The sequence below is a fragment of the Serratia sp. CY37869 genome (genome assembly GCF_052168895.1).
Lineage (GTDB): Bacteria > Pseudomonadota > Gammaproteobacteria > Enterobacterales > Enterobacteriaceae > Serratia > Serratia ureilytica.
Map to the genome: position 1 here is coordinate 549888 of NZ_JBJNLU010000002.1, position 21613 is coordinate 571500.

Below are 21613 nucleotides of genomic sequence, written 5' to 3' on the forward strand. Positions count from 1 at the left end.
CATGTTTACTACCGTACTGATCGCTAACCGCGGCGAAATCGCCTGCCGCGCCATTCGCACCCTGAAACGCCTGGGCGTAACCAGCGTGGCGGTCTATTCCGACGCCGACCGCAATGCGCCGCACGTCGCCGAGGCCGACAGGGCGGTGGCGCTCGGCGGCGACAAGGCCGCCGACAGCTACCTGCGCATCGACAAGATCCTCGCGGCGGCAGCGGCCACCGGCGCGCAGGCGATCTACCCCGGCTACGGCTTTTTGTCCGAGAGCGCCGAGTTTGCCGACGCCTGCGAAGCGGCGGGCATCGCCTTTATCGGCCCGACGGCGGCGCAGATGCGCGAGTTCGGCCTCAAGCACCGGGCGCGCGAGCTGGCGGCGTTGGCCGGGGTGCCGATGACGCCGGGCACCGGCTTGCTGGAGAGCGTTGAGCAGGCGGTCGCCGCCGCCGCGCGCATCGGCTACCCGGTGATGCTGAAAAGCACCGCCGGCGGCGGCGGCATCGGCCTGACGCGCTGTGACGACGAGGCGGCGCTGCGCGACGCGTACGACAGCGTCAAACGGCTGGGAGAGCAGTTCTTCCGCGACGCCGGCGCCTTTATCGAACGCTTCGTCGATCGGGCGCGCCACGTCGAGGTGCAGATTTTCGGCGACGGCCAGGGGCGGGTGGCGGCGCTCGGCGAACGCGACTGCTCGCTGCAGCGGCGCAACCAAAAGGTGGTGGAGGAAACCCCGGCGCCGCACCTGCCGGCGGCGACCCGCCAGGCGCTGCATCGGGCGGCGGTGGCGCTGGGCGAGTCGGTGAATTACCGCAGCGCCGGCACCGTGGAATTCATTTATGACGCCGCGCGCGACGAGTTTTACTTCCTGGAAGTGAACACCCGCTTACAGGTCGAGCACCCGATCACCGAAATGGTCACCGGCCTGGATCTGATCGAAGGCATGCTGCAGGTGGCGGCGGGCGACGCGCTGGATTGGGCGGCGCTGCAACGCACGCCGCAGGGTGTGGCGATCGAAGTGCGCCTCTACGCCGAAGATCCGCTGAAAAACTTCCAGCCCAGCCCCGGTGTGCTGACCGAGGTGCATTTCCCCACCGACGTGCGCCTCGACGGTTGGGTGGCGACCGGCAGCGAAGTCTCGGCGTTTTACGACCCGATGATCGCCAAGCTGATCGTGCACGGCGCGGATCGGGCGCAGGCGCTGGAAAAACTGCGCGTGGCGCTGGCGGCGACCCGTTTGCACGGCATCGCCACCAACCTCGATTATCTGCGGCAGGTGATCGCCACGCCGCAATTTCAGCGCGGCGACGTTTGGACGCGTCTGCTGGACGATGTGCGTTTCCAGCCGCACTGCCTCGAAGTGCTGCAACCCGGTACCTACAGCAGCGTGCAGGATTATCCCGGCCGCCTCGGCTATTGGGACATCGGCGTGCCGCCGTCCGGCCCGATGGACGACTTCGCGTTCCGGCTGGCCAACCGCATCGTCGGCAACCACCCGGCGGCCGCCGGGCTCGAGTTTACCCTGCAGGGGCCGACGTTGCGCTTTCACTGCGACGCCACCATCGCGCTGACGGGTGCCAGCTGCCCGGCCGATTTGGACGGCGAAGCGGTCGCTTACTGGCGGCCGATCGCGGTGCGGGCCGGGCAGGTGCTGACGCTGGGGCGCGCCACGCACGGCTGCCGCACCTATCTGGCGGTACGCAACGGCTTTGACGTGCCGGTGTATCTCGGCAGCCGCTCCACCTTCGCGCTGGGCCAGTTCGGCGGCCACGCCGGGCGCACCTTGCGCGTGGCGGACATGTTGGCGATCGCCCAACCGGCGCTGGCGGCCAGCACCACGCCGGCGCCGATCGCCGCGCCGCAGGCGATGGACGACAGCCTGATCCCGCACTACGGCGACCAGTGGCACATCGGCGTGCTGTACGGGCCGCACGGCGCGCCGGACTTTTTCACTGCCGAATCAATAGAGGCCTTTTTCGCCACCGACTGGCAGGTGCATTACAACTCCAACCGCCTCGGGGTGCGCCTGTCGGGGCCGAAGCCCGAGTGGGCGCGGGAGGACGGCGGCGAAGCCGGTTTGCATCCTTCCAACGTGCACGACTGCGAGTACGCCATCGGCGCCATCAACTTCACCGGCGATTTCCCGGTGATCCTGACCCGCGACGGGCCCAGCCTCGGCGGCTTCGTCTGCCCGGTGACCATCGCCAAGGCCGAGCTGTGGAAAGTGGGGCAGGTGAAGCCGGGCGACCGCATCCGGTTCCATCCGATCGGCTTTCGCCAGGCGCAGTCGCTGGAACAGGCGCAGCTTGGCAGCATCGAAGCGCTGGCGGCGGTGAAGGCCATCACCCTGCCGCCGCCGGATCTGGCCCCGGCGGAGACCGTTTCCGCCGCGGTGCTGGCGGCGCTGCCGGCGGCGGAAGGGCGCCCGGCGGTGGCGTATCGCCAGGCGGGGGACGGCTACATCCTGATGGAGTACGGCGACAATGTGCTCGATCTGGCGCTGCGGCTGCGCATTCATCTGCTGATGCAGTCGCTGCGTGAGGGGGCGATACCGGGCGTGGCGGAGCTGGCGCCGGGCGTGCGTTCGCTGCAGATCCGCTACGACAGCCGGCAGATTAGCCAGGCCGACCTGCTGCAGCGCCTGCTGGCGCGCGAACGGGCGCTGGGGGACGTCAGCCACCTGAAGGTGCCGACGCGCACCGTGTGGCTGCCGATGGCGTTTGAGGATTCGGCCACGCTGGGGGCGGTGGATCGCTATCAACAGACGGTGCGCGCCTCGGCGCCCTGGCTGCCGAACAACGTCGATTTCATTCAGCGCATCAATGGCCTGAGCCGACGCGAGCAGGTGCGCGACATTCTGTTCGACGCCAGCTACCTGATCCTCGGGCTGGGCGACGTCTACCTCGGCGCGCCCTGCGCGGTGCCGCTCGATCCGCGCCATCGCCTGCTGAGCTCCAAATACAACCCGGCGCGCACCCACACCGCCGAAGGGACGGTCGGCATCGGCGGCATGTACATGTGCATCTACGGCATGGATTCGCCGGGCGGTTACCAGCTGGTGGGGCGCACGCTGCCGATCTGGAACAAGTTTCTCAAAAACCCGCAGTTCACCGCCGGTGAGCCCTGGCTGCTGCGCTTCTTCGATCAGGTGCGCTTCTACCCGGTCAGCGAGCGAGAGCTGGACGAGCAGCGCGAAGCGTTCCGTGAAGGGCGCATGCAGGTGCGCATCGAAGAGAGCGAGTTCGACTTCGCCGCCTACACCCGTTTCCTGGCCGACAACGCCGAGGCGATCGCCGACTTCCAGCATCGCCAGCAGCAGGCGTTCAGCGCCGAAGTGGCGCGCTGGCGCAGCGATGACGACGAGGCCGAGGCGCAGCTGTTGCCGCCGGAGGAAGAAGACGCCATCGACGGCGATCTGGTCAGCGCCGATCTGAACGGCAGCGTGTGGAAGATCCTGGTGGAACCGGGGCAGGTGGTGGCGGCCGGGCAGCCGCTGATCGTGGTCGAGGCGATGAAAATGGAGCTGGCGGTCACCGCGCCGCGCGCCGGGATCGTTAAACGCATCAGCTGCCGGCAGGGGCGGCCGGTCGGGCCGGGCGACGCCCTGCTGTGGCTGGAAAAGGCGGTCTGAACGGAGGAGCGATGATGCAAATCACCAACGGAGAGCACAAGGCGCGCCCGGAAGGGTTGGCGGAGCGCATTTATCTGCAGCTCAAGGCCGACATCTTCGAGTTTCGCCTGCTGCCGGGCGATCGCTTCAGCGAAAGCGACGTGGCGCAGCGCATGGCGGCCAGCCGCACGCCGGTGCGTCAGGCGCTGTTTCGGCTGGAGCGCGAAGGCTATGTCGAGGTGTTGTTTCGCAGCGGTTGGCAGGTGCGGCCGTTCGACTTCGCCTACTTCGAAGAGCTGTACGACCTGCGCATCGTGCTGGAGCAAGAGGCGGTGAAACGGCTGTGCGAACGCCCGGCCGGGGAAACGCCGGACGCGCTGGCGGCGCTGAGCCGTTTTTGGACCGAAGCGCCGCGCCTGGCGGACGGCAAGGCGGTGTCGCAGCACGATGAGCAGTTTCATCAGGCGTTGGTGGCCGCGGCGGGCAACGGCGAAATGGCGCGCATTCACCGCGAACTGACCGAAAAGATCCGCATCATTCGCCGGCTGGATTTCACCCAGCAGGCGCGGGTGGACGCCACCTACCGCGAGCACGCCGCCATTTTGCAGGCGATCCTGCAGCGGCAAAGCGGAGCGGCGCAAACGCTGCTCGGCGAGCACATCGCCGTCAGCAAGGCAGAAGTGCGAAAAATAACGCTGCACATGTTGCACCAGGCGCGGGCTCAGCAGCCTGCGCGCTCGGCGTAACGATTTTGATTTCATACACATCAGGAGTTTGAACTATGCAACGTCGTCGTTTTATCAAAGCTTTTGCGCTGTCCGCCGCCGCTGTCGGCCTGGGCCTGGCCTGGAGCGCGCAGGCCGCCGACACCATCAAGGTCGGCATTCTGAGTTCGCTCTCCGGCACCATGGCGATTTCCGAGACGCCGCTGAAGGATGTGGCGCTGATGACCATCGACGAGATCAACGCCAAAGGTGGGGTGCTCGGCAAAAAGCTGGAGCCGGTGGTGGTGGATCCGGCCTCCAACTGGCCGCTGTTCGCCGAAAAGGCGCGCCAGCTGCTGAGCCAGGACAAGGTGGCGGCGGTGTTTGGCTGCTGGACTTCGGTGTCGCGCAAGTCGGTGCTGCCGGTGTTTGAGGAGCTGAACGGCCTGCTGTTCTATCCGGTGCAATACGAAGGCGAAGAGATGTCGCCGAACGTGTTCTACACCGGCGCGGCGCCGAACCAGCAGGCGATCCCGGCGGTGGAATACCTACTGAGCGAGGACGGCGGCGGCGCCAAGCGCTTCTTCCTGTTGGGCACCGATTACGTCTATCCGCGCACCACCAACAAGATCCTGCGCGCCTTCCTGCACAGCAAAGGCGTGCAGGACAAGGATATCGAAGAGGTCTATACGCCGTTCGGCTACAGCGATTACCAGACCATCGTCGCCAACATCAAGAAGTTCGCCGCCGGCGGCAACACCGCGGTGATTTCCACCATTAACGGCGATTCCAACGTGCCGTTCTACAAAGAACTCGCCAACCAGGGCGTCAAGGCCACCGACGTGCCGGTGATCGCCTTCTCGGTCGGCGAGGAAGAGCTGCGCGGCATCGACACCAAGCCGCTGGTGGGCAACCTGGCGGCCTGGAACTACTTCGAATCGCTGGATAACCCGACCAACAAACAGTTTGTCAGCCAGTGGAAAGCCTACGCCAAGGCGCACAATCTGCCGAATTACGCCACTGCGGTCACCAACGATCCGATGGAGGCCACCTACGTCGGCCTCCACATGTGGGCGCAGGCGGTGGAAAAGGCCGGCACCACCGACGTCGATAAGGTGCGCGCGGCGATGGCCGAGCAAACCTTCGCCGCGCCGTCGGGCTTCACGCTGACTATGGACAAGACCAATCACCACCTGCACAAGCCGGTGATGATCGGCGAGATCGAGGGCAACGGCCAGTTCAACGTGGTGTGGCAGACCGAAGCGCCGGTGCGCGCGCAGCCGTGGAGTCCCTATATCGCCGGCAACGACAAAAAACCGGATTACCCGGTGAAAGGCGGCAAGTAACGTCACTCAGCGCCGGCGCGGCTCGACGCGCGCCGGCCCAACAGAAGAGGCAGCTGATGCAATCTCCGTTTTTATCCTCTCTGCGCGCCGGGCTGTGGCTGTTGTGCGTCTGGCCCCTGCTGGCGCAGGCCGGACCGGCCGATGAGTTCGCGGCGGCCACTCGCGCGCAGCAGGCTAAACTGCTGCAGGCGTGGGCGGCCGAGTCGGACGCCGCGCGCCTGCCGTTGCTGCAGGGGCTGCAGCAGGAAACCGTGGTGATCGACGGGGCGAAACGCGCCTTTATCCGCCAGGGCGACCGCTATCTGCCGCTTGAAGGTGAGGCGGCCCCGGTTGGCGAGCCGAAGAAGGTGTGGCTGAACAACCGGCTGCGCATTCTGATCGCCAACGCGTTGTCGGCGCAGCGGTTGGTTAGCGCGGACGCGGCGGTGCGGCTGCAGGCGGCGACCGCGCTGCAGCGCGAGGCGCAGGGCGAGCAGTTGCCGCTGTTGACCCGGCGGCTGGCGCAGGAGAAAGACCCGCAGGTACGCGACGCGCTGAGCATTGCGCTGGCGAACCTGCAATTGGCCGACGCCAGCCCGCAGGTGCGCTTCAATGCGGTGCGGCTGCTGGGGGAATCGGGCGAGCCGGAAACCCGCGCGCGGCTGCAAGCCTTGACCGACGCGGCCAATGAGCCGGACGCCGCGGTGCGCGCCGAGGCGCAGCGCAGCCTGCAGCGCGTGCAGCACCGCCTGATGATCGGCGATCTGCTCGGCCAGGCGTTCAGCGGCCTGTCGCTCGGTTCGATCCTGCTGCTGGCGGCGCTTGGCCTGGCGATCACCTACGGCCTGCTCGGCGTCATCAATATGGCGCACGGCGAAATGCTGATGCTCGGCGCCTATTCCGCCTATCTGGTGCAGGGGTTGTTTCAGCAATTTGCGCCGCAGTGGCTGGCGCTCTACCCGCTGGCGGCGCTGCCGGTGGCGTTCGCCATCACCGCCGGGATCGGTATGCTGCTGGAGCGCACGGTGATCCGCCACCTGTACGGCCGACCGCTGGAAACCCTGCTGGCCACCTGGGGCATCAGCCTGGTGCTGATCCAACTGGTGCGGGTGCTGTTCGGCGCGCAGAACGTCGAGGTCGCCAACCCGGCGTGGCTGTCGGGCGGCGTGCAGCTGTTGCCGAACCTGGTGTTGCCGTGGAACCGCATCGCGGTGATCGCGTTCGTGCTGCTGGTGCTGGCGTTGACCTGGCTGCTGCTGAACAAAACCCGGCTCGGCATGAACGTGCGCGCGGTGACGCAAAACCGCGCGATGGCGGCCTGCTGCGGCGTGCCCACCGGCCGGGTGGACATGCTGGCCTTCGGGTTGGGATCCGGCATCGCCGGGCTTGGCGGGGTGGCGCTGTCGCAGTTGGGCAACGTCGGGCCGGAGCTGGGGCAAGGTTACATCATCGATTCGTTCCTGGTGGTGGTGCTCGGCGGCGTCGGCCAGCTGGCGGGGACGGTGGCGGCGGCCTTCGGCCTCGGCATCGTCAACAAGATCCTCGAGCCGCAGATCGGCGCCGTGTTGGGCAAGATCCTGATCCTGGTGCTGATCGTTCTGTTTATTCAAAAGCGTCCGCAGGGGCTGTTCGCCCTTAAGGGCAGGGTGATTGACTGATGAGCCAACCATTGACCGTAACCGGCGTGCAGAAAGCGCCCCGGCTGGCGTTGAGCATCGGCGGGCTGGCGTTGCTGGCGCTGCTGGTCATGCCGTTCATGACGTTGTTGCCGGCGGGTCATCCGCTGGCGGTGTCCACCTATACCCTGACGCTGGCGGGCAAGATCCTGTGCTACGCGGTGGTGGCGGTGGCGCTCGATCTGGTGTGGGGCTATGCCGGGCTGCTGTCGCTCGGCCACGGGCTGTTCTTCGCGCTCGGCGGCTACGCCATGGGCATGTACCTGATGCGGCAGGCGGCGGGAGACGGGCTGCCGGCGTTTATGGCGTTCCTCTCCTGGAACGAGCTGCCGTGGTTCTGGAGCGGCACCCAGCATTTCGCCTGGGCGCTGTGCCTGATCGTGCTGGTGCCGGGCCTGTTGGCTTTCCTGTTCGGCTACTTCGCCTTTCGCTCGAAAATCAAAGGGGTGTACTTCTCGATCATGACCCAGGCGCTGACCTATGCCGGCATGCTGCTGTTCTTTCGCAACGAGACCGGTTTCGGCGGCAATAACGGCTTTACCGGTTTCACCACGCTGCTCGGCTTTCCCATCACCGCCGCCGGCACGCGGGTGGCGCTGTTCCTGGCGACGGTGCTGCTGCTGGCCGCCAGCCTGGCCATCGGCTTTGCGCTGGCGCGCAGCAAGTTCGGCCGGGTGCTGACCGCGGTGCGCGATGCGGAAAACCGCCTGACCTTCTGCGGCTACGATCCGAAGGGCTTCAAGCTGTTCGTCTGGACGCTGTCGGCGGTGCTGTGCGGGCTGGCCGGCGCGCTCTATGTGCCGCAGGTCGGCATCATCAACCCCGGCGAAATGTCGCCGACCAACTCGATCGAGGCCGCCATTTGGGTCGCCCTCGGCGGGCGCGGCACCCTGGTGGGGCCGCTGCTCGGCGCCGGCATCGTCAACGGCGCCAAGAGCTGGTTCACCATGGCCATTCCCGAATACTGGCAGTTTTTCCTCGGCCTGATGTTTATCGTCGTCACGTTGTTTCTGCCCAAAGGGGTGATTGGCCTGCTGCGTCGGAGGAAATCCTCATGAAGGCGATGCAAGTGACCGACGAACTGTTTACCCATCCGCTGCCGGCGGACAAATACCGGCAGCAAACCGATCCGGTGTTGCAGCTCGACAACGTCAACGTCAGCTTCGACGGTTTTCGCGCGCTGACCGATCTGTCGCTGCGCATTGGCGTCGGCGAACTGCGCTGCGTGATCGGCCCCAACGGCGCCGGCAAGACCACGCTGATGGATGTGATCACCGGCAAAACCCGGCCGGACAGCGGCAGGGTGTTTTACGACCAGACCGTCGATCTGACCCGGCTGGCGCCGATGCAGATCGCCCATGCCGGCATCGGCCGCAAGTTTCAAAAACCGACGGTGTTCGAGGCGCTGACGGTGTTCGAAAATCTGGAGATCGCCCAGAAAACCCGCAAGTCGGTATGGGCCTGCCTGCGCGCCCGTTTAAGCAGCGAACAGCGAGACCGCATCGACGAGATGCTGAAGACCCTGCGGCTGGGGCACGAGCGCCACCGGCCCGCCGGGCTGCTGTCCCACGGGCAGAAACAGTTTCTCGAGATCGGCATGCTGCTGGTGCAGGAACCGCACCTGCTGTTGCTCGACGAGCCGGCGGCCGGCATGACCGACGCTGAAACCGACTACACCGCCGAACTGTTCCGCGAGCTGGCGGGCAAGCATTCGCTGATGGTGGTGGAGCACGACATGGGGTTTGTGGAAACCATTGCCGATCGCGTGACGGTGCTGCATCAGGGACAGGTGCTGGCGGAAGGATCGCTGGCGCAGGTGCAGGCCGATGAACGGGTGATTGAGGTATATCTGGGGCGCTGAGGAGGCGTAATCATGCTGCAGGTAGAGGAATTGAATCAGTATTACGGCGGCAGCCACATTCTGCGCGGCCTGTCGTTCGAGGCGCGCATCGGCGAGGTGACCTGCCTGCTGGGGCGCAATGGCGTGGGCAAGACCACGCTGCTGAAATGCCTGATGGGGCTGATCCCGGCGCGCAGCGGCAGCGTCCGTTGGCGGGGCGAAACCATCACCGGTAAAAAGCCGCATCAGCGGGTGCAGGCGGGCATCGCCTATGTGCCGCAGGGGCGGGAGATTTTTCCGCGCCTGACGGTGGAGGAAAATCTGCTGATGGGGCTGGCGCGTTTTTCCGGCGCCGACGCGCGCGCGGTGCCGGATCCGATCTATGAACTGTTTCCGGTGCTGCGGCAAATGAAGGATCGGCGCGGCGGCGATCTTTCCGGCGGGCAGCAACAGCAGCTGGCGATCGGCCGGGCGCTGGCCTGCCGGCCGCAGCTGTTGATCCTCGACGAACCGACGGAAGGGATCCAACCTTCGGTGATCAAGGAGATCGGCGCGGTGATCAAACAGCTGGCGGCGCGGGGCGATATGGCGATCCTGCTGGTGGAGCAGTTCTATGACTTCGCCGCCGACCTGGCGGACAGCTATCTGGTGATGTCGCGCGGCAGCATCGTGCAGCGCGGCGCCGGCAGCGCTATGGAACAGGACGGCGTACGCGGGCTGGTGGCGATTTAACGTTGGGTCAGCTGAAAAAGGATTGGCTGAGCGGATCGCGGGAATGATGCAGCACTCTGATGATATTCACCTCCCGCCTGTGCTGTCGAGAATAAATCAGGTGGTTGGCGACGGGCAATACCCATAGGCCGGGGCCGATTGCATCGATGTTTTTGCCGAGTTGGTGGTGGCTAAGGTTATCGAAAGCCTGATGCAGGCGGCGCAGATAATCTTCGGCCACCTGCAAGCCAAAGTGCGCCAACCCGTAAAAATAGATCTCTTCCATATCGTCCAACGCTTTTGGACGAACGGTTACTCTCCTGCGCATCCTTTTGCTTTGCTCCGTATTCTTTCCATGAACACATCACGATCCCATTCGACGGCTTCGCCGCTGTTCTCTCCTTCGGCGATCAAGCGCCTAAGCTCTTCCAGTTTTGAGGCGGCGGTACGTTCGCGCAAAGTGCGCACGGATTCGCGGATGACTTCGCTGGGCGTTCGGTAATCGCCGCTGGCCACCAGGTCTTCGACGAAGCTACGCAGTTCGTCACCCAGATCTACCGTTAGTGTTCTGCCCATTGTTCCTCCTCACTTTCGGCTATGCTGCGTCATTGTAAGATTAGTTCTTACATTGTGCACGTCAAACTATCAGGATCTCAATAGCGGTCCCGTCATGAGGACGGGAGCCACCCGTTTATTCATTAAGGATAACCATGAACGAAATCACTGTGTCACGCCTCGGTTGCATCGTCCTGTCCCTGTTTCCGGCCCTGTGGGGGCTGTTCAGTCTGTTGAACAATACGGCGGATTTCGCCGGCACCGCGCGCAATGCGGTGGGGCCACTGCTCGCCATGCAGGATACTTATCAAACGCCGGGGCTGATGTGGCGCGCGATCAGCGCCGACTGGGCCTGCATGTTGGGGTTGGCGGTCATCACCGCGCTGGAAACGCTGGCCGGCCTATTCGCGGCGGCGGGCGTGGCGCTGATGATCGGGCGATTGAAAGGCCCTTACGCCGCCTTCGCCAAGGGCAAAGCCTGGGCGATGCTGGGGGCGCTTTGCGCGATAACGGTGTGGGGCGTCGGCTTTATGGTGGTCGCCGGCGACTGGTTTATGGCCTGGCAGGCCAAGAAGGATCCGCTGGCGGTGCAGCTGGGGGCGCTGATCTACCTGGCGCCCAATGCGTTTGCCTTGCTGTTCCTGATGCTGCAGCGGGAGCCGCGCTAAACGACGGCGGAGCGGGGCGCGGTTACAGCGCCTTGCTCATATACCAAATGCCTATCGAGCCCTGGGCGCTGGTGTAGCAGGTCTCGCCACAAATGCTCAATCCTTGACGCTGATAAAAACGTTGGGCGCGGGTGTTGCGTTGCAGCACTTCCAGCCACAGCGTTTTTTGCCGACGGTCGATAGCCCGCTGCTGCACCTGTTCGTACAGGCGCTGGCCATAGCCGTTGCCGGCATGGCCCGGCAGAAAATAGATTTTCTGCAGCTCTGCGCCGATGTGCTCGGTTGGTGCCAGCAGGCTGTCGAAGTTCACCCGCGCATAGCCGACGAGGGCGTCATCCTCATGGGCCAACAGCCAGCACACGTCGGGATCGCGCAGCGTCCGTTCCAGCGCGGAGACGGAAAAATCCTCCGCCAGAAAGGCCTCCAGCTCGTGCGGGTAGCGCCACAGCTCACCGAAGTGGGCGCGGTAGGTGCGGATGCCGATATCGCGCACTTGCGTTAAATCTTCCAGCAATGCCTGACGAACGGTGAACATCAGTGCCCCTTTGAGTAAGAAAAATTACAGCCGTTGTTCCAGATGGCGGTGAGGCACCATCGCCTGATGCAGAATGGCGAGAACGGTGATGCCGGCAGGGCGGTTGCGGTAGTAGATCCTATGGCTGGCGTAAGGAAAACTGCGTATCTCTTCGCCCAGATCGTGGAAGTGAGCTTTACCCGCTTCCGGCATATCTGCCAAATGATGCATGACCTCTCTCAACTGCTCAAGATAGCGGCGAGATTGCGCTTGGCCCCAGTGCTCGATGGTGAAATGACGAATAGCCAGCAGATCTTGTTGGGCCTGCGGGGTGAGGCGAAACGCGGGTATCTCAGTCTGTTTCATCGGTGAGCAGACGGTTGAAGAAGGCATCGCCGTCTACCGCCTTACCGGCGTCTTCCTCGGCGGTAGCCTGCGCGATTTTTTGCTGCAGTGCGCTTAATTTGAGATCTTCCAGCGCCTGGTAATCTTCTACAGACATGACGACGGCGACCGGTTTGCCGTTGCGATTGATTTGCACCGGTTCACGCTGCGCCTTGAGCAGCAAATCGCCGAATTGGGTTTTGGCCTCGTTCGCGGTGAGTGCGTACATTTAATCGCTCCAGTTAATTAAATCGTTCGATTTAACCATTATACGGCGCGATGAAAAAATCACCAATGCTATTCCGGCGGGCAGGTTTCGTTGGACAGATGCCGCGGTGTTTCACGGCGAAAACCCAGGCCGATGATGCGGCCGAACAGGCGCGGCAGCCAGCGGCTGTTGCCGACGCGGGCGATCAAGCGCGAGCCGCCCGCCGCGCGGCGTTCGCCCGGCTTGCGCTGGCTCATTTTGATCTGCAAAAACTGGATGGCGCGAGTGGGGAATTCGCGCCGGCGCTGCACGCTCAGCAGATGCTTCAGCTGCAGCCGATGCTGGCGCAGCGGCGGGATCAGGGCGTTGGCGGCGGCCACCGCGTCCTGAATCGCCAGGTTGACGCCCACGCCGCCGATCGGCGACATGGCGTGCGCGGCGTCGCCGATGCACAGCACTCCCGGTTTGGCCCAGCGATCCAGACGATCGATGCGAATGCTCAGCAGTTTGACCTGATCCCACTCGACGATCTCCTGCAGGCGATCGTCCTGGAACGGCGCCACCTCGGCGAGGTGCAGTAAAAATTTCTCCAGCCCGCTGTGGCGGATCGCATCGAAGCTGCCTTTGTCGATCGAGTAACCGCACTGCCAGTAGTCGCCGCGATCGATCATGATGAAGTTCTGTTTCGGCCCGGTGTGGCCCATCGACCAGGCCGGATCGCCCGGCTGCTTGCTGAGCTTCATCCACAATACGTCGCGCGGCGCGCCGAAGGATCGGCTGCTGAGCGCCGCCTGTTCGCGCACCACCGAGTTGCGGCCGTCGGTACCGACCACCAACTGGCTGCGCACGCGGATCGGGCCTTCTGGCGTGTCGGCCAGCACACCGCACACCTGGCCGCGGTCGTACAGCAGCTGGTGAACCTGCGTTGAGGTCAGCAGCCTGAAGTTGGGGAAGGCGGCGGCCTGCTGGGCCAAAAAGTTGAGGAACTCCCACTGCGGCATAAAGGCGATAAATTTGCAGCGCGTCGGCAGGCGGGTGAAATCCGCCAGCTTGATGTCGCGTCCGGCGACTTCGGCGTGCAGAGATTCCGCGCGCTGATGCGGCAGCGTCAGCAGCTCGTCGAGCAGGCCCAGTTGATGCATGACTTCCAGCGTCGACGGGTGAATGGTGTCACCGCGAAAATCGCGCAGGAAATCGGCGTGCTTCTCCAGCACCGTCACGTCGATCCCCGCCCGCGCCAGCAGATAGCCGAGCATCAGCCCGGCGGGGCCGCCTCCCACGATGCAGCAGGTGGTGGCGTAAGGTGTGATTGGTGATGACGACATGACGGTTGACCCCGGAGAGCGACCCGCATCCCGCGAGCCGCAAATGAATATGCAATATTGATAATGATTATCAATATCACATTGAGCTGTCAACCCGCAGCGCAGTGTGGTCAAAGGGAGCGGACAGAGGGGCGGAACCGGCGGGCAGGGTAAAACGGTATTGCATCGCGAGTATAAGGATTCTCCGGAAAGACATTGACCCGGAGCGCGTGACACGCCATCTTTATCAGTAAAATCGGTATTATTTTGATTGATGGTTCAGAAAATCAGGATGGTCAGCATGGGGCGGATAACGTTCGATCTCGAGGATTTGCGCAGCTTCGTCACCGGCGTCGAGCTGGGCAGCTTCGCCAAGGCGGCTGAACGGCTGGGGCGTTCGACGTCGGCGGTCAGCGCCCACCTGAAAAAACTGGAACAGCAGGTTGGCGCGCCGATCCTGCGCAAGGCCGGGCGCGGCATGGTGATGACCGAGACGGGGGAGACCCTGCTCGGTTACGCGCGCCGCCTGCTGGAGCTTAATGACGAAGCCGCCGCCGCGGTGCGCGGGCTGGATCTGCAGGGCACGGTGCGGCTGGGGCTGCAGGAGGATTTCGGCGAGACGTTTCTGCCGCAGGTGTTGGGCAGCTTCGCGCGCGCCAATCCAAAGGTGAGGATCGAGGCACGCATCGCGCGTAATGCCGAGCTGATCGACTGGGTGCTGAAAGGCCAGCTGGATCTGTCGCTGGCGTGGGATGGCGGTCTGAGCACGCCGTTTCATCAGGCGCTGGGGCAGCGGCAGTTGCACTGGATCGCGTCGCCCGGCTTCGCGCTGGCGCCCTGGCGAGAAGGGGATGAGCCGTTGCCGTTGGTGATGTTCGATGCGCCCTGTCTGATGCGCAGCGCGGCGACGCAGGCGCTGGATCGCGCCGGCATACCCTGGCGCATCGCCTTTAGCAGCCGCAGCCTGAACGGCGTGTGGGCGGCGGTGAGCGCCGGGTTGGGCGTTACGGTGCGCACGGCGGCGGGCTTGCCGCCCGGCCTGTCACCGCTGGCCCCCGATCTGCTGCCCGCTCTCGGCCAACTCGGCGTGGTGCTGCACCGCGCCGAGGATCAGCCTTCGGCCGCCGTGCAGCGGCTGGCGCAGATCGTGGTCGAGCGGATCGAAACTTAATCTTGGGCGATAGGCTGCTTGCCGCTCAGCTGGCCCCATTCGCTCCAGGCACCGTCATACAACTTGACCTGCGGCGCGCCGAGCGACAGCAGGCCAAACGCCAGCACCGCCGCCGTCACGCCGGAGCCGCAGCTGGTGATGATTGGGCCGTTGATGTCCACCCCTTTGTCGCTGAAGGTTTGGCGCAGCGCTTCCAACGATTTGAAGCGGCCGTTTTCCAGCAGCTCGCCGTACGGAATGTTGATGCTGCCGGGAATATGGCCGCGGTGCAGGCCGGGGCGCGGCTCTGGCGCTTCGGCATAAAAGCGCGGCGCGGCGCGCGCGTCGAGAATTTGCACCGGCGTGCCTAACGCTTGCTCCACTTGCCGCATATCCACCACCGCGTCGGCGTTGAATCGGGCGTTGAACGTCTGCGGGGCAGGCTGCGCCGGGCCGGTTTCCAGCGCTTGCCCCAGCGCGGTCCAGCCGTTCAGCCCTTCATCCAGCACATAAACGCGCTCGGCGCCGAAATTGCGGAAAGTCCACCAGCCGCGCGGTGCGGAGAACTGGTTGCCCTCGTCGTAAATCACCAGGGTATCGCGCTCGCTGATGCCCAATTGGCCCGCCGCCGCGGCGAATTCCGCCGCCGTCGGCAACATGTGCGGCAGCGCGGTGTTTTTGTCCGCCACCTCGTCGATATCAAAATAGACCGCGCCGGGGATATGGCCGCGTTCGAACTCGGCAAGCATGTCTTTTTTCGGCGTCAGCCCGACCGGCGACATCCGAACGTCGATCACCACCAGATTTTCATCGTTGATATGTTGCGCAAGCCATTGGGGAGTCACCAGAAACGGAGAGTTCATCGTCATTGTTCGCCTGTTGTGAAAACGGATTTTCACTATACACCAGGCCGCGCGGGGATGAAGTATGATGTTCAGTCAAAGGCGATGGGGCCGGGAGCGGAGAAATCATGACGGACGAGGCGTTTGGCGGGGCCAAGATCGCGCTGCTGTGCGACGGTCTCTTGCTGGTTTACCAACGGGACGACAAGCCGGGCATTCCGTGGCCCGGTCAGTGGGATCTGCCCGGCGGCGGGCGGGAAAACGGCGAAACGCCGCTGCAGTGCGTGCAGCGGGAAACGCGGGAAGAGTTCGGCGTGGCGATCGCCGAACACCAGGTTGTCTGGCGGCGGCGCTACGCCGGCATTTTGCCCGGCTCCCCGCCGACCTGGTTTATGGCCGGCGAGATCGCCCCGGCGCAGATCGCCGCCATTCGCTTCGGCGACGAAGGCCAGCGCTGGCGGATGATGCCGGTGGCGCAGTTTATTGAGCATCCGCAGGGCATCGAGCATCTGCGCCGCCGGGTGGCGGAGTATTGGCGGCGGCGCGGTTGATGACGGTATTTCAGCGCGTCGCCAGTTGATTGATCTGCGGCGGCTCCAGGATGCGCAAGGCCGTTTCCCGGCGCGCCACCGCCAGCATCGCCAGCCCGATTCGTTCGGTGCTGCTCACCTGCGCGGGAAACAGTCGCAATGCGCCGAGCCACAGCGGCTTGAACAGCCGATAAATCAGATCGTATGCGCGGACTTTGGAGCGAATGCCGTGCAGCGGCACAATGGCGCCGGGGCGGAACATCACCGCGTGGAACGGCAGCGCCAGCAGCGCGTTTTCGGTGGCGCCCTTGACCCTGGCCCACATGCTGCGGCCGCGTTCGCTGCTGTCGGTGCCGACGCCGGAAACGTAGAGGAAGACCATCGTCGGATTCAGCCTCGCCAGCGGGCGGGCGGCGGCCAGCGTCAGATCGTAAGTCACCGCGCGATATTCGGCTTCGCTCAGGCCGGCGGACGAAATCCCCAGGCAGAAGAAACAGGCGTCATAGCCGGCGAGCTGCGGCTCCAGCGCCGACAGATCACGCAGATCGGGCAGGGAGAGCTGGCGCAGCTTGGCGTGGCTCTGCGCCACCGGACGACGGCCGATGCTGAGCACCTCGCTGACGCGCGGATCGCGCAGGCATTCCCGCAACGCGCCCTGGCCCACCATGCCGCTGGCGCCGAAGATAATCACTTTCATGCTCTGTTCTCCCACTGGCCGGCGGTGCGCTGCATGCGCCAGCGGCTGGGCGTCAGCGCTTCCCACTGAATAAAGGCGCGGCTGAACGAATTCAGCTCTTCGAATCCCAGCACAAAGGCGATTTCCCCTGGCTCAAGATCGGTCTCCGCCAACAAGCGGCAGGCGGTGCGGTGGCGGGTTTTGTCCAACAACTGCTGGTAGCTGTAGCCGTGCCGTTGCAGACGGCGCTGCAGCGTGCGTGGGCTGAGATAGAGCTCCGCGGCCACGCTGTTGACGCTGGGGCGCTGGCCGCGCATGCTGCGGCCGAGGATCGTCATCACCTGTGTGGGCAAGTCTTGCTCGGCGCGCGCTTCGGCCAACTCGGCCTCCAGCTCCGGCAGCAGCAGCGCCAGCATGTCCTGGTCGTGGGTGATAAGCGGCTGCTGCATCAGCGCACGGTCAAATACCAGCACGTCCAGCGGCGCGTCGAATCGCACCGGGCAGCCGAAGTGGCGCAGCAGCGGTGAGTGGGGATCGCGACGGCGGGTCACCTCAAGCGCCTTGGGCTGCAGCGGTAAACCGGTGCCACGGCGGCACAGGGTGGTGATAGAGGCGAACATGGTGTCTATCAGCAATTCCGGCGTATGGTCCTCGATCATCGTCCAACGCGTATGCAGCCGAACGCTGTCGCCATCTTCCTCCAGCATCAGTTCTTCCGGGCACACCAACCGTTTGTAGCGCGCGACTTTACGCAGGGCCTCGCCCATCGTGGCGGAGTGCAGTGCGGCGACCGACGCGATATCGTAATGCTCCGGCGCGACGTCGCCGCCCAGCCGCAGGCCAAAGGCGGGATCGTCGCTCAGTTGGGCGAGGGCGCGCCAGACGGCGAAGAACTGGTGGGTGGTCAACCGCACTTTTACGCGCCGCTCGCTGAGCAGCCCGGCGGGCAAGCCGGCTAACTGACCGACCCGTTCGAGATCGACGCCTTGCGCCGCGAGGCGCACCGCCAACGCGTTGGAAACCGGAATTTGATCGCTGCTCATGGTTGTTGCCTGCCAGTGGTAAGAGAAGGCATTACTCTAAAACAGCCTGTCCGTGCGCCGATAATCCGATCGCGTCAAGATTTAATCCGATTGCGCCAAACTGTCGGTCGGCATCAGCGCCTGGATGGTGGCGCCGACCCGTTGTACCGCCTGTTCGATCTCCGTCGTCAGCGTCGGCGCATAGTTGATGCGCAGACAGTTGCGATACTTGCCGGCGGCGGAAAAAATGCTGCCGACGGCGATTTGCACGCCTTGCTGTTCAAGATGGCGGTTCAGCCGCAGGGTGTCGAACGCCTCGTCCAGTTCGATCCACAGCATAAAACCGCCGCGCGGCCGGCTGACGCGGGTGCCGGCCGGGAAGTATTTCAGGATCAGATCGGTCATGCGGTCGCGGTTTTGCTGGTAGCGGGCGCGCATGCGCCGCAGGTGCTTCAGATAGTGCCCGCCGCGGATGAAGTCGGCGATCGCCAGCTGCGGCTGCGTGGCGGTGGCGCCGGAGCCGATGAACTTCATGTGCAGCACCCGCTCCAGATAACGGCCGGGCGCGATCCAGCCCACGCGCAGCCCCGGCGCCAACGTTTTGGAAAACGAGCTGCACAGCAGCACGCGGCCATCTTCGTCGAACGATTTGATGGTGCGCGGCCGCGGGTAGTGATAGGCGATGTCGCCGTAAACGTCATCCTCGATGATCGCCGCGTCGTGGCGCTGCGCCAGCGTCAGCAGCCGCTGTTTATGGGCGTCGGGCATGATGTAGCCCAGTGGGTTGTTGCAGTTGGGCGTCAGCAGGACGGCCTTGACCGGCCACTGTTCCAGCGCCATCTCCAGTGCCGCCAGGCTCACGCCGGTCAGCGGATCGGTGGGGATTTCCAGCGCTTTGATGCCCAATCCCTTCAGCGTTTGCATGGTGCCGTGGAAACAGGGGGAATCGACCGCCACGATGTCGCCGGGTTGGCAAACGGCGCGCAGCCCGGCGGAGATCGCTTCCTGACAGCCGGTGGTGATCAGCAACTGATCGGCGCCGATTTGGCAGCCGGAATCCAGCAGCAGGCGAGCGACCTGTTCGCGCAGCGCGGTCACGCCCTGGATGCTGTCGTAATACAGGCTGCGCAAGTCGCCGTGACGGGCGGCGTTGCGCAGGGCGACGATCAGCGGTTTCATCGTCGGCTCGGCGATGTCCGGCATGCCGCGCCCCAGTTGGATCAGGCCCTCGCGCGGCCGGGTGCGCACCAGTTCCAGCACCTGTTCCCATTGCGAAATGTCCACCGGCCGCTGCGTCGGCGCCGTCATGGCGGGCAGCTCGGCCTGCGTGCGCTGCGCATGCACGAAGTAGCCCGATTTCGGTCGCGCTTCCACCAGGCGCCGTTCTTCCAGCAGGCGGTAGGCTTGTTGCACCGTGCTGATGCTGACGCCGTGTTCCAGGCTCAGCGCGCGCACCGAAGGCAAGCGGTGGCCGACCGGATACAGCCCTTGCTGAATGCGTTGGCTGAGAATGGCGGCCAGCGTGGCGTAGCGTGTCATACAGATATCCCTCATCAGGAAAAGTAACCGAAAAACCGGTACAGATGCCTCAAAAGTAAACCATTCAGCGCATTTTGGTATGCAGCTGTATGAAAAAAATAGCGCTAACGTGCATCTGTATTGTTTTTTGCCCGGCGCGCATCATCACAACAAGGCGAAAACATCAGGGGGAATAATAAGATGGCTCTGTTTGATGGCATGACGACGTGGCGACGGGGAGGCTGGTCACGCTGGCGTTGGTATTTGTTGCGTCGCAGAACGCGCAGAGAGTTACTGCTGCTGAACGACAGGCAACTGGCGGATATCGGCCTGACGCGGGCGGATGCCTGGCGAGAAGGGTATAAACCGTTCTGGAGAGAATAAGGAAAGCGGATGCTGAAATTATTGGGCAAAGCCTCATCGATCAACGTGCGTAAAGTGCTGTGGACCAGCCATGAGCTGGGGCTGACGCTGGAACGGGAAGACTGGGGCAGCGGCTTTCGCTCCACGCAGGAACCCGAGTTTTTGGCGCTCAATCCCAACGGCCTGGTGCCGGTGCTGATCGACGGCGCACGGGTGCTGTGGGAGTCGAACACCATTTGCCGCTATCTGGCGGGGCGGGAAGGGCGCCGCGATCTGCTGCCGCAGGAACCCGGCGCGCGCGCGGCGGTGGAGATGTGGATGGACTGGCAGGCCACCGATCTGAACGGCGCCTGGCGCTATGTGTTCATGTCGCGCGTGCGCGGGCATGCGGATTACCAGGATGCCGCCAGCCTGGCCGCCGCCGAGCGCGAGTGGAATCGGCTGATGGGCTTGCTGGATGCGCATTTGGCGCAGCACGGCCCTTACGCCGCCGGCGCCGCCTTCACGCTGGCGGACGTGGTGCTGGGGCTGTCGCTCAATCGCTGGCTGATGACGCCGTTCGAGCGGCCGGAGTATGCGGCGCTGGCGGCCTATCAGCAGCGCCTGCTGCAACGCCCTGGCTACGTTCAGCACGGTGCCAACGGTTTACCGTAATATGAAATAAATGGTTCATTTTACCTTATCCGGATACGGCAACGCCGCGTTCGGATTTTCCTTTTGCATCATCCTGTCAACGTTTCATGAACGACATCACGAATCCGAACTTTCTTTTTCCGTGCGCTTGTTATTGAAATTTATATTCCATATAAAACCGTTATCAGCTGGCGCGTTTCACTCAGGGCGCCGGGTTTCAGGCAAGATTTCGGTCACGGGAGAGGATGATGAAACAGGTACGCGTTGGGTTAATCGGCACCGGCTATATCGGGCGTTGTCACGCTATCGCTTATGCGCAGGCCCCCACGGTATTTCCCCTTAAAGGGGATCTGGTGCTGGAGATGCTGGCGGAGGTGACGCCCGAGCTGGCGGCGCAGCGCGCGGCCGAGTTCGGCTTTGCGCGTTCGACCGGCGACTGGCGGCAGCTGGTGGCCGATCCGGCGATCGACGTGGTGGACATCTGCGCCCCCAACTTCTTGCACAAAGAGATGGCGCTGGCGGCGATCCGCCACGGCAAGCACGTGTATTCGGAAAAACCGCTGGCGCTGGACGCCGCCGACGCGGCGGAGATGGTGCAGGCCGCCCGCGCCAAGGGGGTGAAAACGCTGGTGGGTTTCAACTACATGAAGAACCCCACCAGCCAGCTGGCGCGCGAGATCATCGCCAACGGCGAAATCGGCGAGGTGGTGCATTTTTACGGCACCCACAATGAGGATTACCTGGCCGACCCGCGCACGCCGATCGACTGGCACTGCCGCCGCGCCAGCGCCGGGCTGGGCGCGTTGGGGGATCTGGCGGCGCACATCGTCAATATGGCGCACTACCTGGTGGGCGATATCGTGGCGGTCTCTGGCGATATGCAGACCGTGATCAAACAGCGGCCGGATCCGCAAGACCCGTCGCGTATGCATCCGGTGGAAAACGAAGATCAGGCCAGTGCGCTGTTGCGTTTCGCCGGCGGGGCGATGGGCACTATCGAAACGTCGCGCATCGCCTGCGGGCGCAAGATGGGGCTGACCTATGTGGTTACCGGCACCAAAGGCACGCTGAGTTATACCCAGGAACGGATGGCCGAACTGAAGCTGTATCGACACGATGAACCGGCGGAGCGGCAGGGGTTCAAGACGTTGCTGGTGGGACCGAAGCACCCGGACTATGCGGCGTTTTGCATCAGCGCCGGGCACGGCATTGGTTTTAACGATCAGAAGACGGTGGAGATCCGCGATCTGGTCAACGGCATCGCCGCGGGCGATCGCATGTGGCCGGACTTTGAAGAGGGCTGGAAGGTGTCGTGCGTGCTGGACGCGATAGCCGCCTCCGCCGAGCAGCGGCGCTGGCTGGAGATCAACCGCGATTGAAAAGGAAATG

Annotated in this window: 23 protein-coding genes; 13 read left to right on the top strand and 10 right to left on the bottom strand. The window is 64.2% G+C overall.

Going from position 1 to position 21613, the window contains the following annotated elements; genetic code table 11:
* Position 1: 1 nt before the first annotated feature.
* Genes uca through urtE form a run of 7 tightly spaced genes read left to right on the top strand, consistent with a single transcriptional unit; the run spans position 2 to position 9878 of the window.
* The gene (gene uca, locus ACJ8J1_RS12935; protein WP_033642330.1) at positions 2-3622 is read left to right on the top strand and encodes an urea carboxylase; all 3621 of its coding nucleotides are present in this window, start codon (positions 2-4) and stop codon (positions 3620-3622) included.
* A 14-nt stretch (positions 3623-3636) separates the two neighbouring features.
* Positions 3637-4347, top strand: a complete 711-nt coding sequence (locus ACJ8J1_RS12940) for a GntR family transcriptional regulator (RefSeq protein ID WP_033644224.1) — start codon at positions 3637-3639, stop codon at positions 4345-4347.
* Between the two features lie 35 nt (positions 4348-4382).
* Positions 4383-5651, top strand: a complete 1269-nt coding sequence (gene urtA, locus ACJ8J1_RS12945) for an urea ABC transporter substrate-binding protein (protein ID WP_033642331.1) — start codon at positions 4383-4385, stop codon at positions 5649-5651.
* 56 nt (positions 5652-5707) lie between these two features.
* Positions 5708-7288 carry an urea ABC transporter permease subunit UrtB gene (gene urtB / locus ACJ8J1_RS12950; RefSeq protein ID WP_033642332.1) on the top strand — a complete coding sequence of 527 codons (1581 nt, stop codon included), beginning with the start codon at positions 5708-5710 and terminating at the stop codon, positions 7286-7288.
* Positions 7288-8364, top strand: coding sequence for an urea ABC transporter permease subunit UrtC (gene urtC, locus ACJ8J1_RS12955; RefSeq protein ID WP_033642333.1), 1077 nt, complete (start codon positions 7288-7290; stop codon positions 8362-8364). The genes urtB and urtC overlap by 1 nt, the downstream gene beginning before the upstream one ends.
* Positions 8361-9167, top strand: coding sequence for an urea ABC transporter ATP-binding protein UrtD (gene urtD / locus ACJ8J1_RS12960; RefSeq protein WP_015377102.1), 807 nt, complete (start codon positions 8361-8363; stop codon positions 9165-9167). Before urtC ends, urtD begins: the two co-directional genes overlap by 4 nt.
* A 12-nt stretch (positions 9168-9179) precedes the next feature.
* Entirely contained in the window at positions 9180-9878 is a 699-nt protein-coding gene (gene urtE, locus ACJ8J1_RS12965; protein WP_033642334.1) for an urea ABC transporter ATP-binding subunit UrtE, read from the top strand.
* A gap of 7 nt (positions 9879-9885) precedes the next feature.
* Here urtE and ACJ8J1_RS12970 read toward each other — a convergent pair whose 3' ends face one another.
* Positions 9886-10185, bottom strand: coding sequence for a type II toxin-antitoxin system RelE/ParE family toxin (locus ACJ8J1_RS12970; protein ID WP_033642335.1), 300 nt, complete (start codon positions 10183-10185; stop codon positions 9886-9888).
* On the bottom strand, positions 10170-10433 hold the full coding sequence (locus ACJ8J1_RS12975; RefSeq protein ID WP_004939442.1) for a type II toxin-antitoxin system ParD family antitoxin: 264 nt from the start codon (positions 10431-10433) through the stop codon (positions 10170-10172). The genes ACJ8J1_RS12970 and ACJ8J1_RS12975 overlap by 16 nt, the downstream gene beginning before the upstream one ends.
* A gap of 134 nt (positions 10434-10567) precedes the next feature.
* Here ACJ8J1_RS12975 and ACJ8J1_RS12980 point away from each other — a divergent pair, with 134 nt between their 5' ends.
* On the top strand, positions 10568-11080 hold the full coding sequence (locus tag ACJ8J1_RS12980; RefSeq protein ID WP_033642336.1) for a DUF2165 family protein: 513 nt from the start codon (positions 10568-10570) through the stop codon (positions 11078-11080).
* A 22-nt stretch (positions 11081-11102) separates the two neighbouring features.
* On the opposite strand, the gene ACJ8J1_RS12985 is transcribed toward ACJ8J1_RS12980, so the two are convergent.
* The 4 genes from ACJ8J1_RS12985 to ACJ8J1_RS13000 form a co-directional block, all read right to left on the bottom strand.
* A complete protein-coding gene (locus ACJ8J1_RS12985; protein WP_033642337.1) occupies positions 11103-11615 on the bottom strand; it encodes a GNAT family N-acetyltransferase in 513 nt (170 codons plus the stop codon).
* Between the two features lie 24 nt (positions 11616-11639).
* Positions 11640-11987, bottom strand: coding sequence for a type II toxin-antitoxin system RelE/ParE family toxin (locus tag ACJ8J1_RS12990; protein WP_080273376.1), 348 nt, complete (start codon positions 11985-11987; stop codon positions 11640-11642).
* Positions 11947-12207, bottom strand: a complete 261-nt coding sequence (locus ACJ8J1_RS12995) for a type II toxin-antitoxin system Phd/YefM family antitoxin (protein ID WP_016928576.1) — start codon at positions 12205-12207, stop codon at positions 11947-11949. Before ACJ8J1_RS12995 ends, ACJ8J1_RS12990 begins: the two co-directional genes overlap by 41 nt.
* A gap of 68 nt (positions 12208-12275) precedes the next feature.
* Positions 12276-13511, bottom strand: coding sequence for an FAD-dependent oxidoreductase (locus ACJ8J1_RS13000; protein ID WP_033642339.1), 1236 nt, complete (start codon positions 13509-13511; stop codon positions 12276-12278).
* 280 nt (positions 13512-13791) lie between these two features.
* On the opposite strand from ACJ8J1_RS13000, the gene ACJ8J1_RS13005 reads away from it, so the two are divergent.
* Positions 13792-14661: a LysR substrate-binding domain-containing protein gene (locus tag ACJ8J1_RS13005; RefSeq protein WP_033642340.1), complete on the top strand. Its 870-nt coding sequence runs from the start codon at positions 13792-13794 to the stop codon at positions 14659-14661.
* On the opposite strand, the gene sseA is transcribed toward ACJ8J1_RS13005, so the two are convergent.
* On the bottom strand, positions 14658-15503 hold the full coding sequence (gene sseA, locus ACJ8J1_RS13010; protein WP_033642341.1) for a 3-mercaptopyruvate sulfurtransferase: 846 nt from the start codon (positions 15501-15503) through the stop codon (positions 14658-14660). The two genes, ACJ8J1_RS13005 and sseA, sit on opposite strands and share 4 nt — an antisense overlap.
* Positions 15504-15610: 107 nt before the next feature.
* Here sseA and ACJ8J1_RS13015 point away from each other — a divergent pair, with 107 nt between their 5' ends.
* Positions 15611-16033, top strand: a complete 423-nt coding sequence (locus ACJ8J1_RS13015) for an NUDIX hydrolase (protein ID WP_033642342.1) — start codon at positions 15611-15613, stop codon at positions 16031-16033.
* Between the two features lie 10 nt (positions 16034-16043).
* Here ACJ8J1_RS13015 and ACJ8J1_RS13020 read toward each other — a convergent pair whose 3' ends face one another.
* The 3 genes from ACJ8J1_RS13020 to ACJ8J1_RS13030 form a co-directional block, all read right to left on the bottom strand.
* Positions 16044-16709 carry an epimerase gene (locus ACJ8J1_RS13020; RefSeq protein ID WP_033642343.1) on the bottom strand — a complete coding sequence of 222 codons (666 nt, stop codon included), beginning with the start codon at positions 16707-16709 and terminating at the stop codon, positions 16044-16046.
* Complete coding sequence (locus tag ACJ8J1_RS13025) at positions 16706-17731, bottom strand: AraC family transcriptional regulator (protein WP_033642344.1); 1026 nt, start codon at positions 17729-17731, stop codon at positions 16706-16708. The genes ACJ8J1_RS13020 and ACJ8J1_RS13025 overlap by 4 nt, the downstream gene beginning before the upstream one ends.
* 81 nt (positions 17732-17812) lie before the next feature.
* A complete protein-coding gene (locus ACJ8J1_RS13030; RefSeq protein WP_033642345.1) occupies positions 17813-19249 on the bottom strand; it encodes an aminotransferase-like domain-containing protein in 1437 nt (478 codons plus the stop codon).
* 180 nt (positions 19250-19429) lie between these two features.
* On the opposite strand from ACJ8J1_RS13030, the gene ACJ8J1_RS13035 reads away from it, so the two are divergent.
* The 3 genes from ACJ8J1_RS13035 to ACJ8J1_RS13045 all read left to right on the top strand — a co-directional run bounded on the left by ACJ8J1_RS13035 (position 19430) and on the right by ACJ8J1_RS13045 (position 21603).
* A complete protein-coding gene (locus ACJ8J1_RS13035) occupies positions 19430-19612 on the top strand; it encodes a DUF1127 domain-containing protein (RefSeq protein ID WP_071845081.1) in 183 nt (60 codons plus the stop codon).
* Between the two features lie 9 nt (positions 19613-19621).
* Positions 19622-20245: a glutathione S-transferase family protein gene (locus ACJ8J1_RS13040; protein WP_033642346.1), complete on the top strand. Its 624-nt coding sequence runs from the start codon at positions 19622-19624 to the stop codon at positions 20243-20245.
* A 227-nt stretch (positions 20246-20472) separates the two neighbouring features.
* Positions 20473-21603 (top strand): Gfo/Idh/MocA family protein, encoded by a 1131-nt coding sequence (locus ACJ8J1_RS13045; RefSeq protein ID WP_033642347.1) that lies wholly within the window; start codon positions 20473-20475, stop codon positions 21601-21603.
* Positions 21604-21613: the final 10 nt, after the last annotated feature.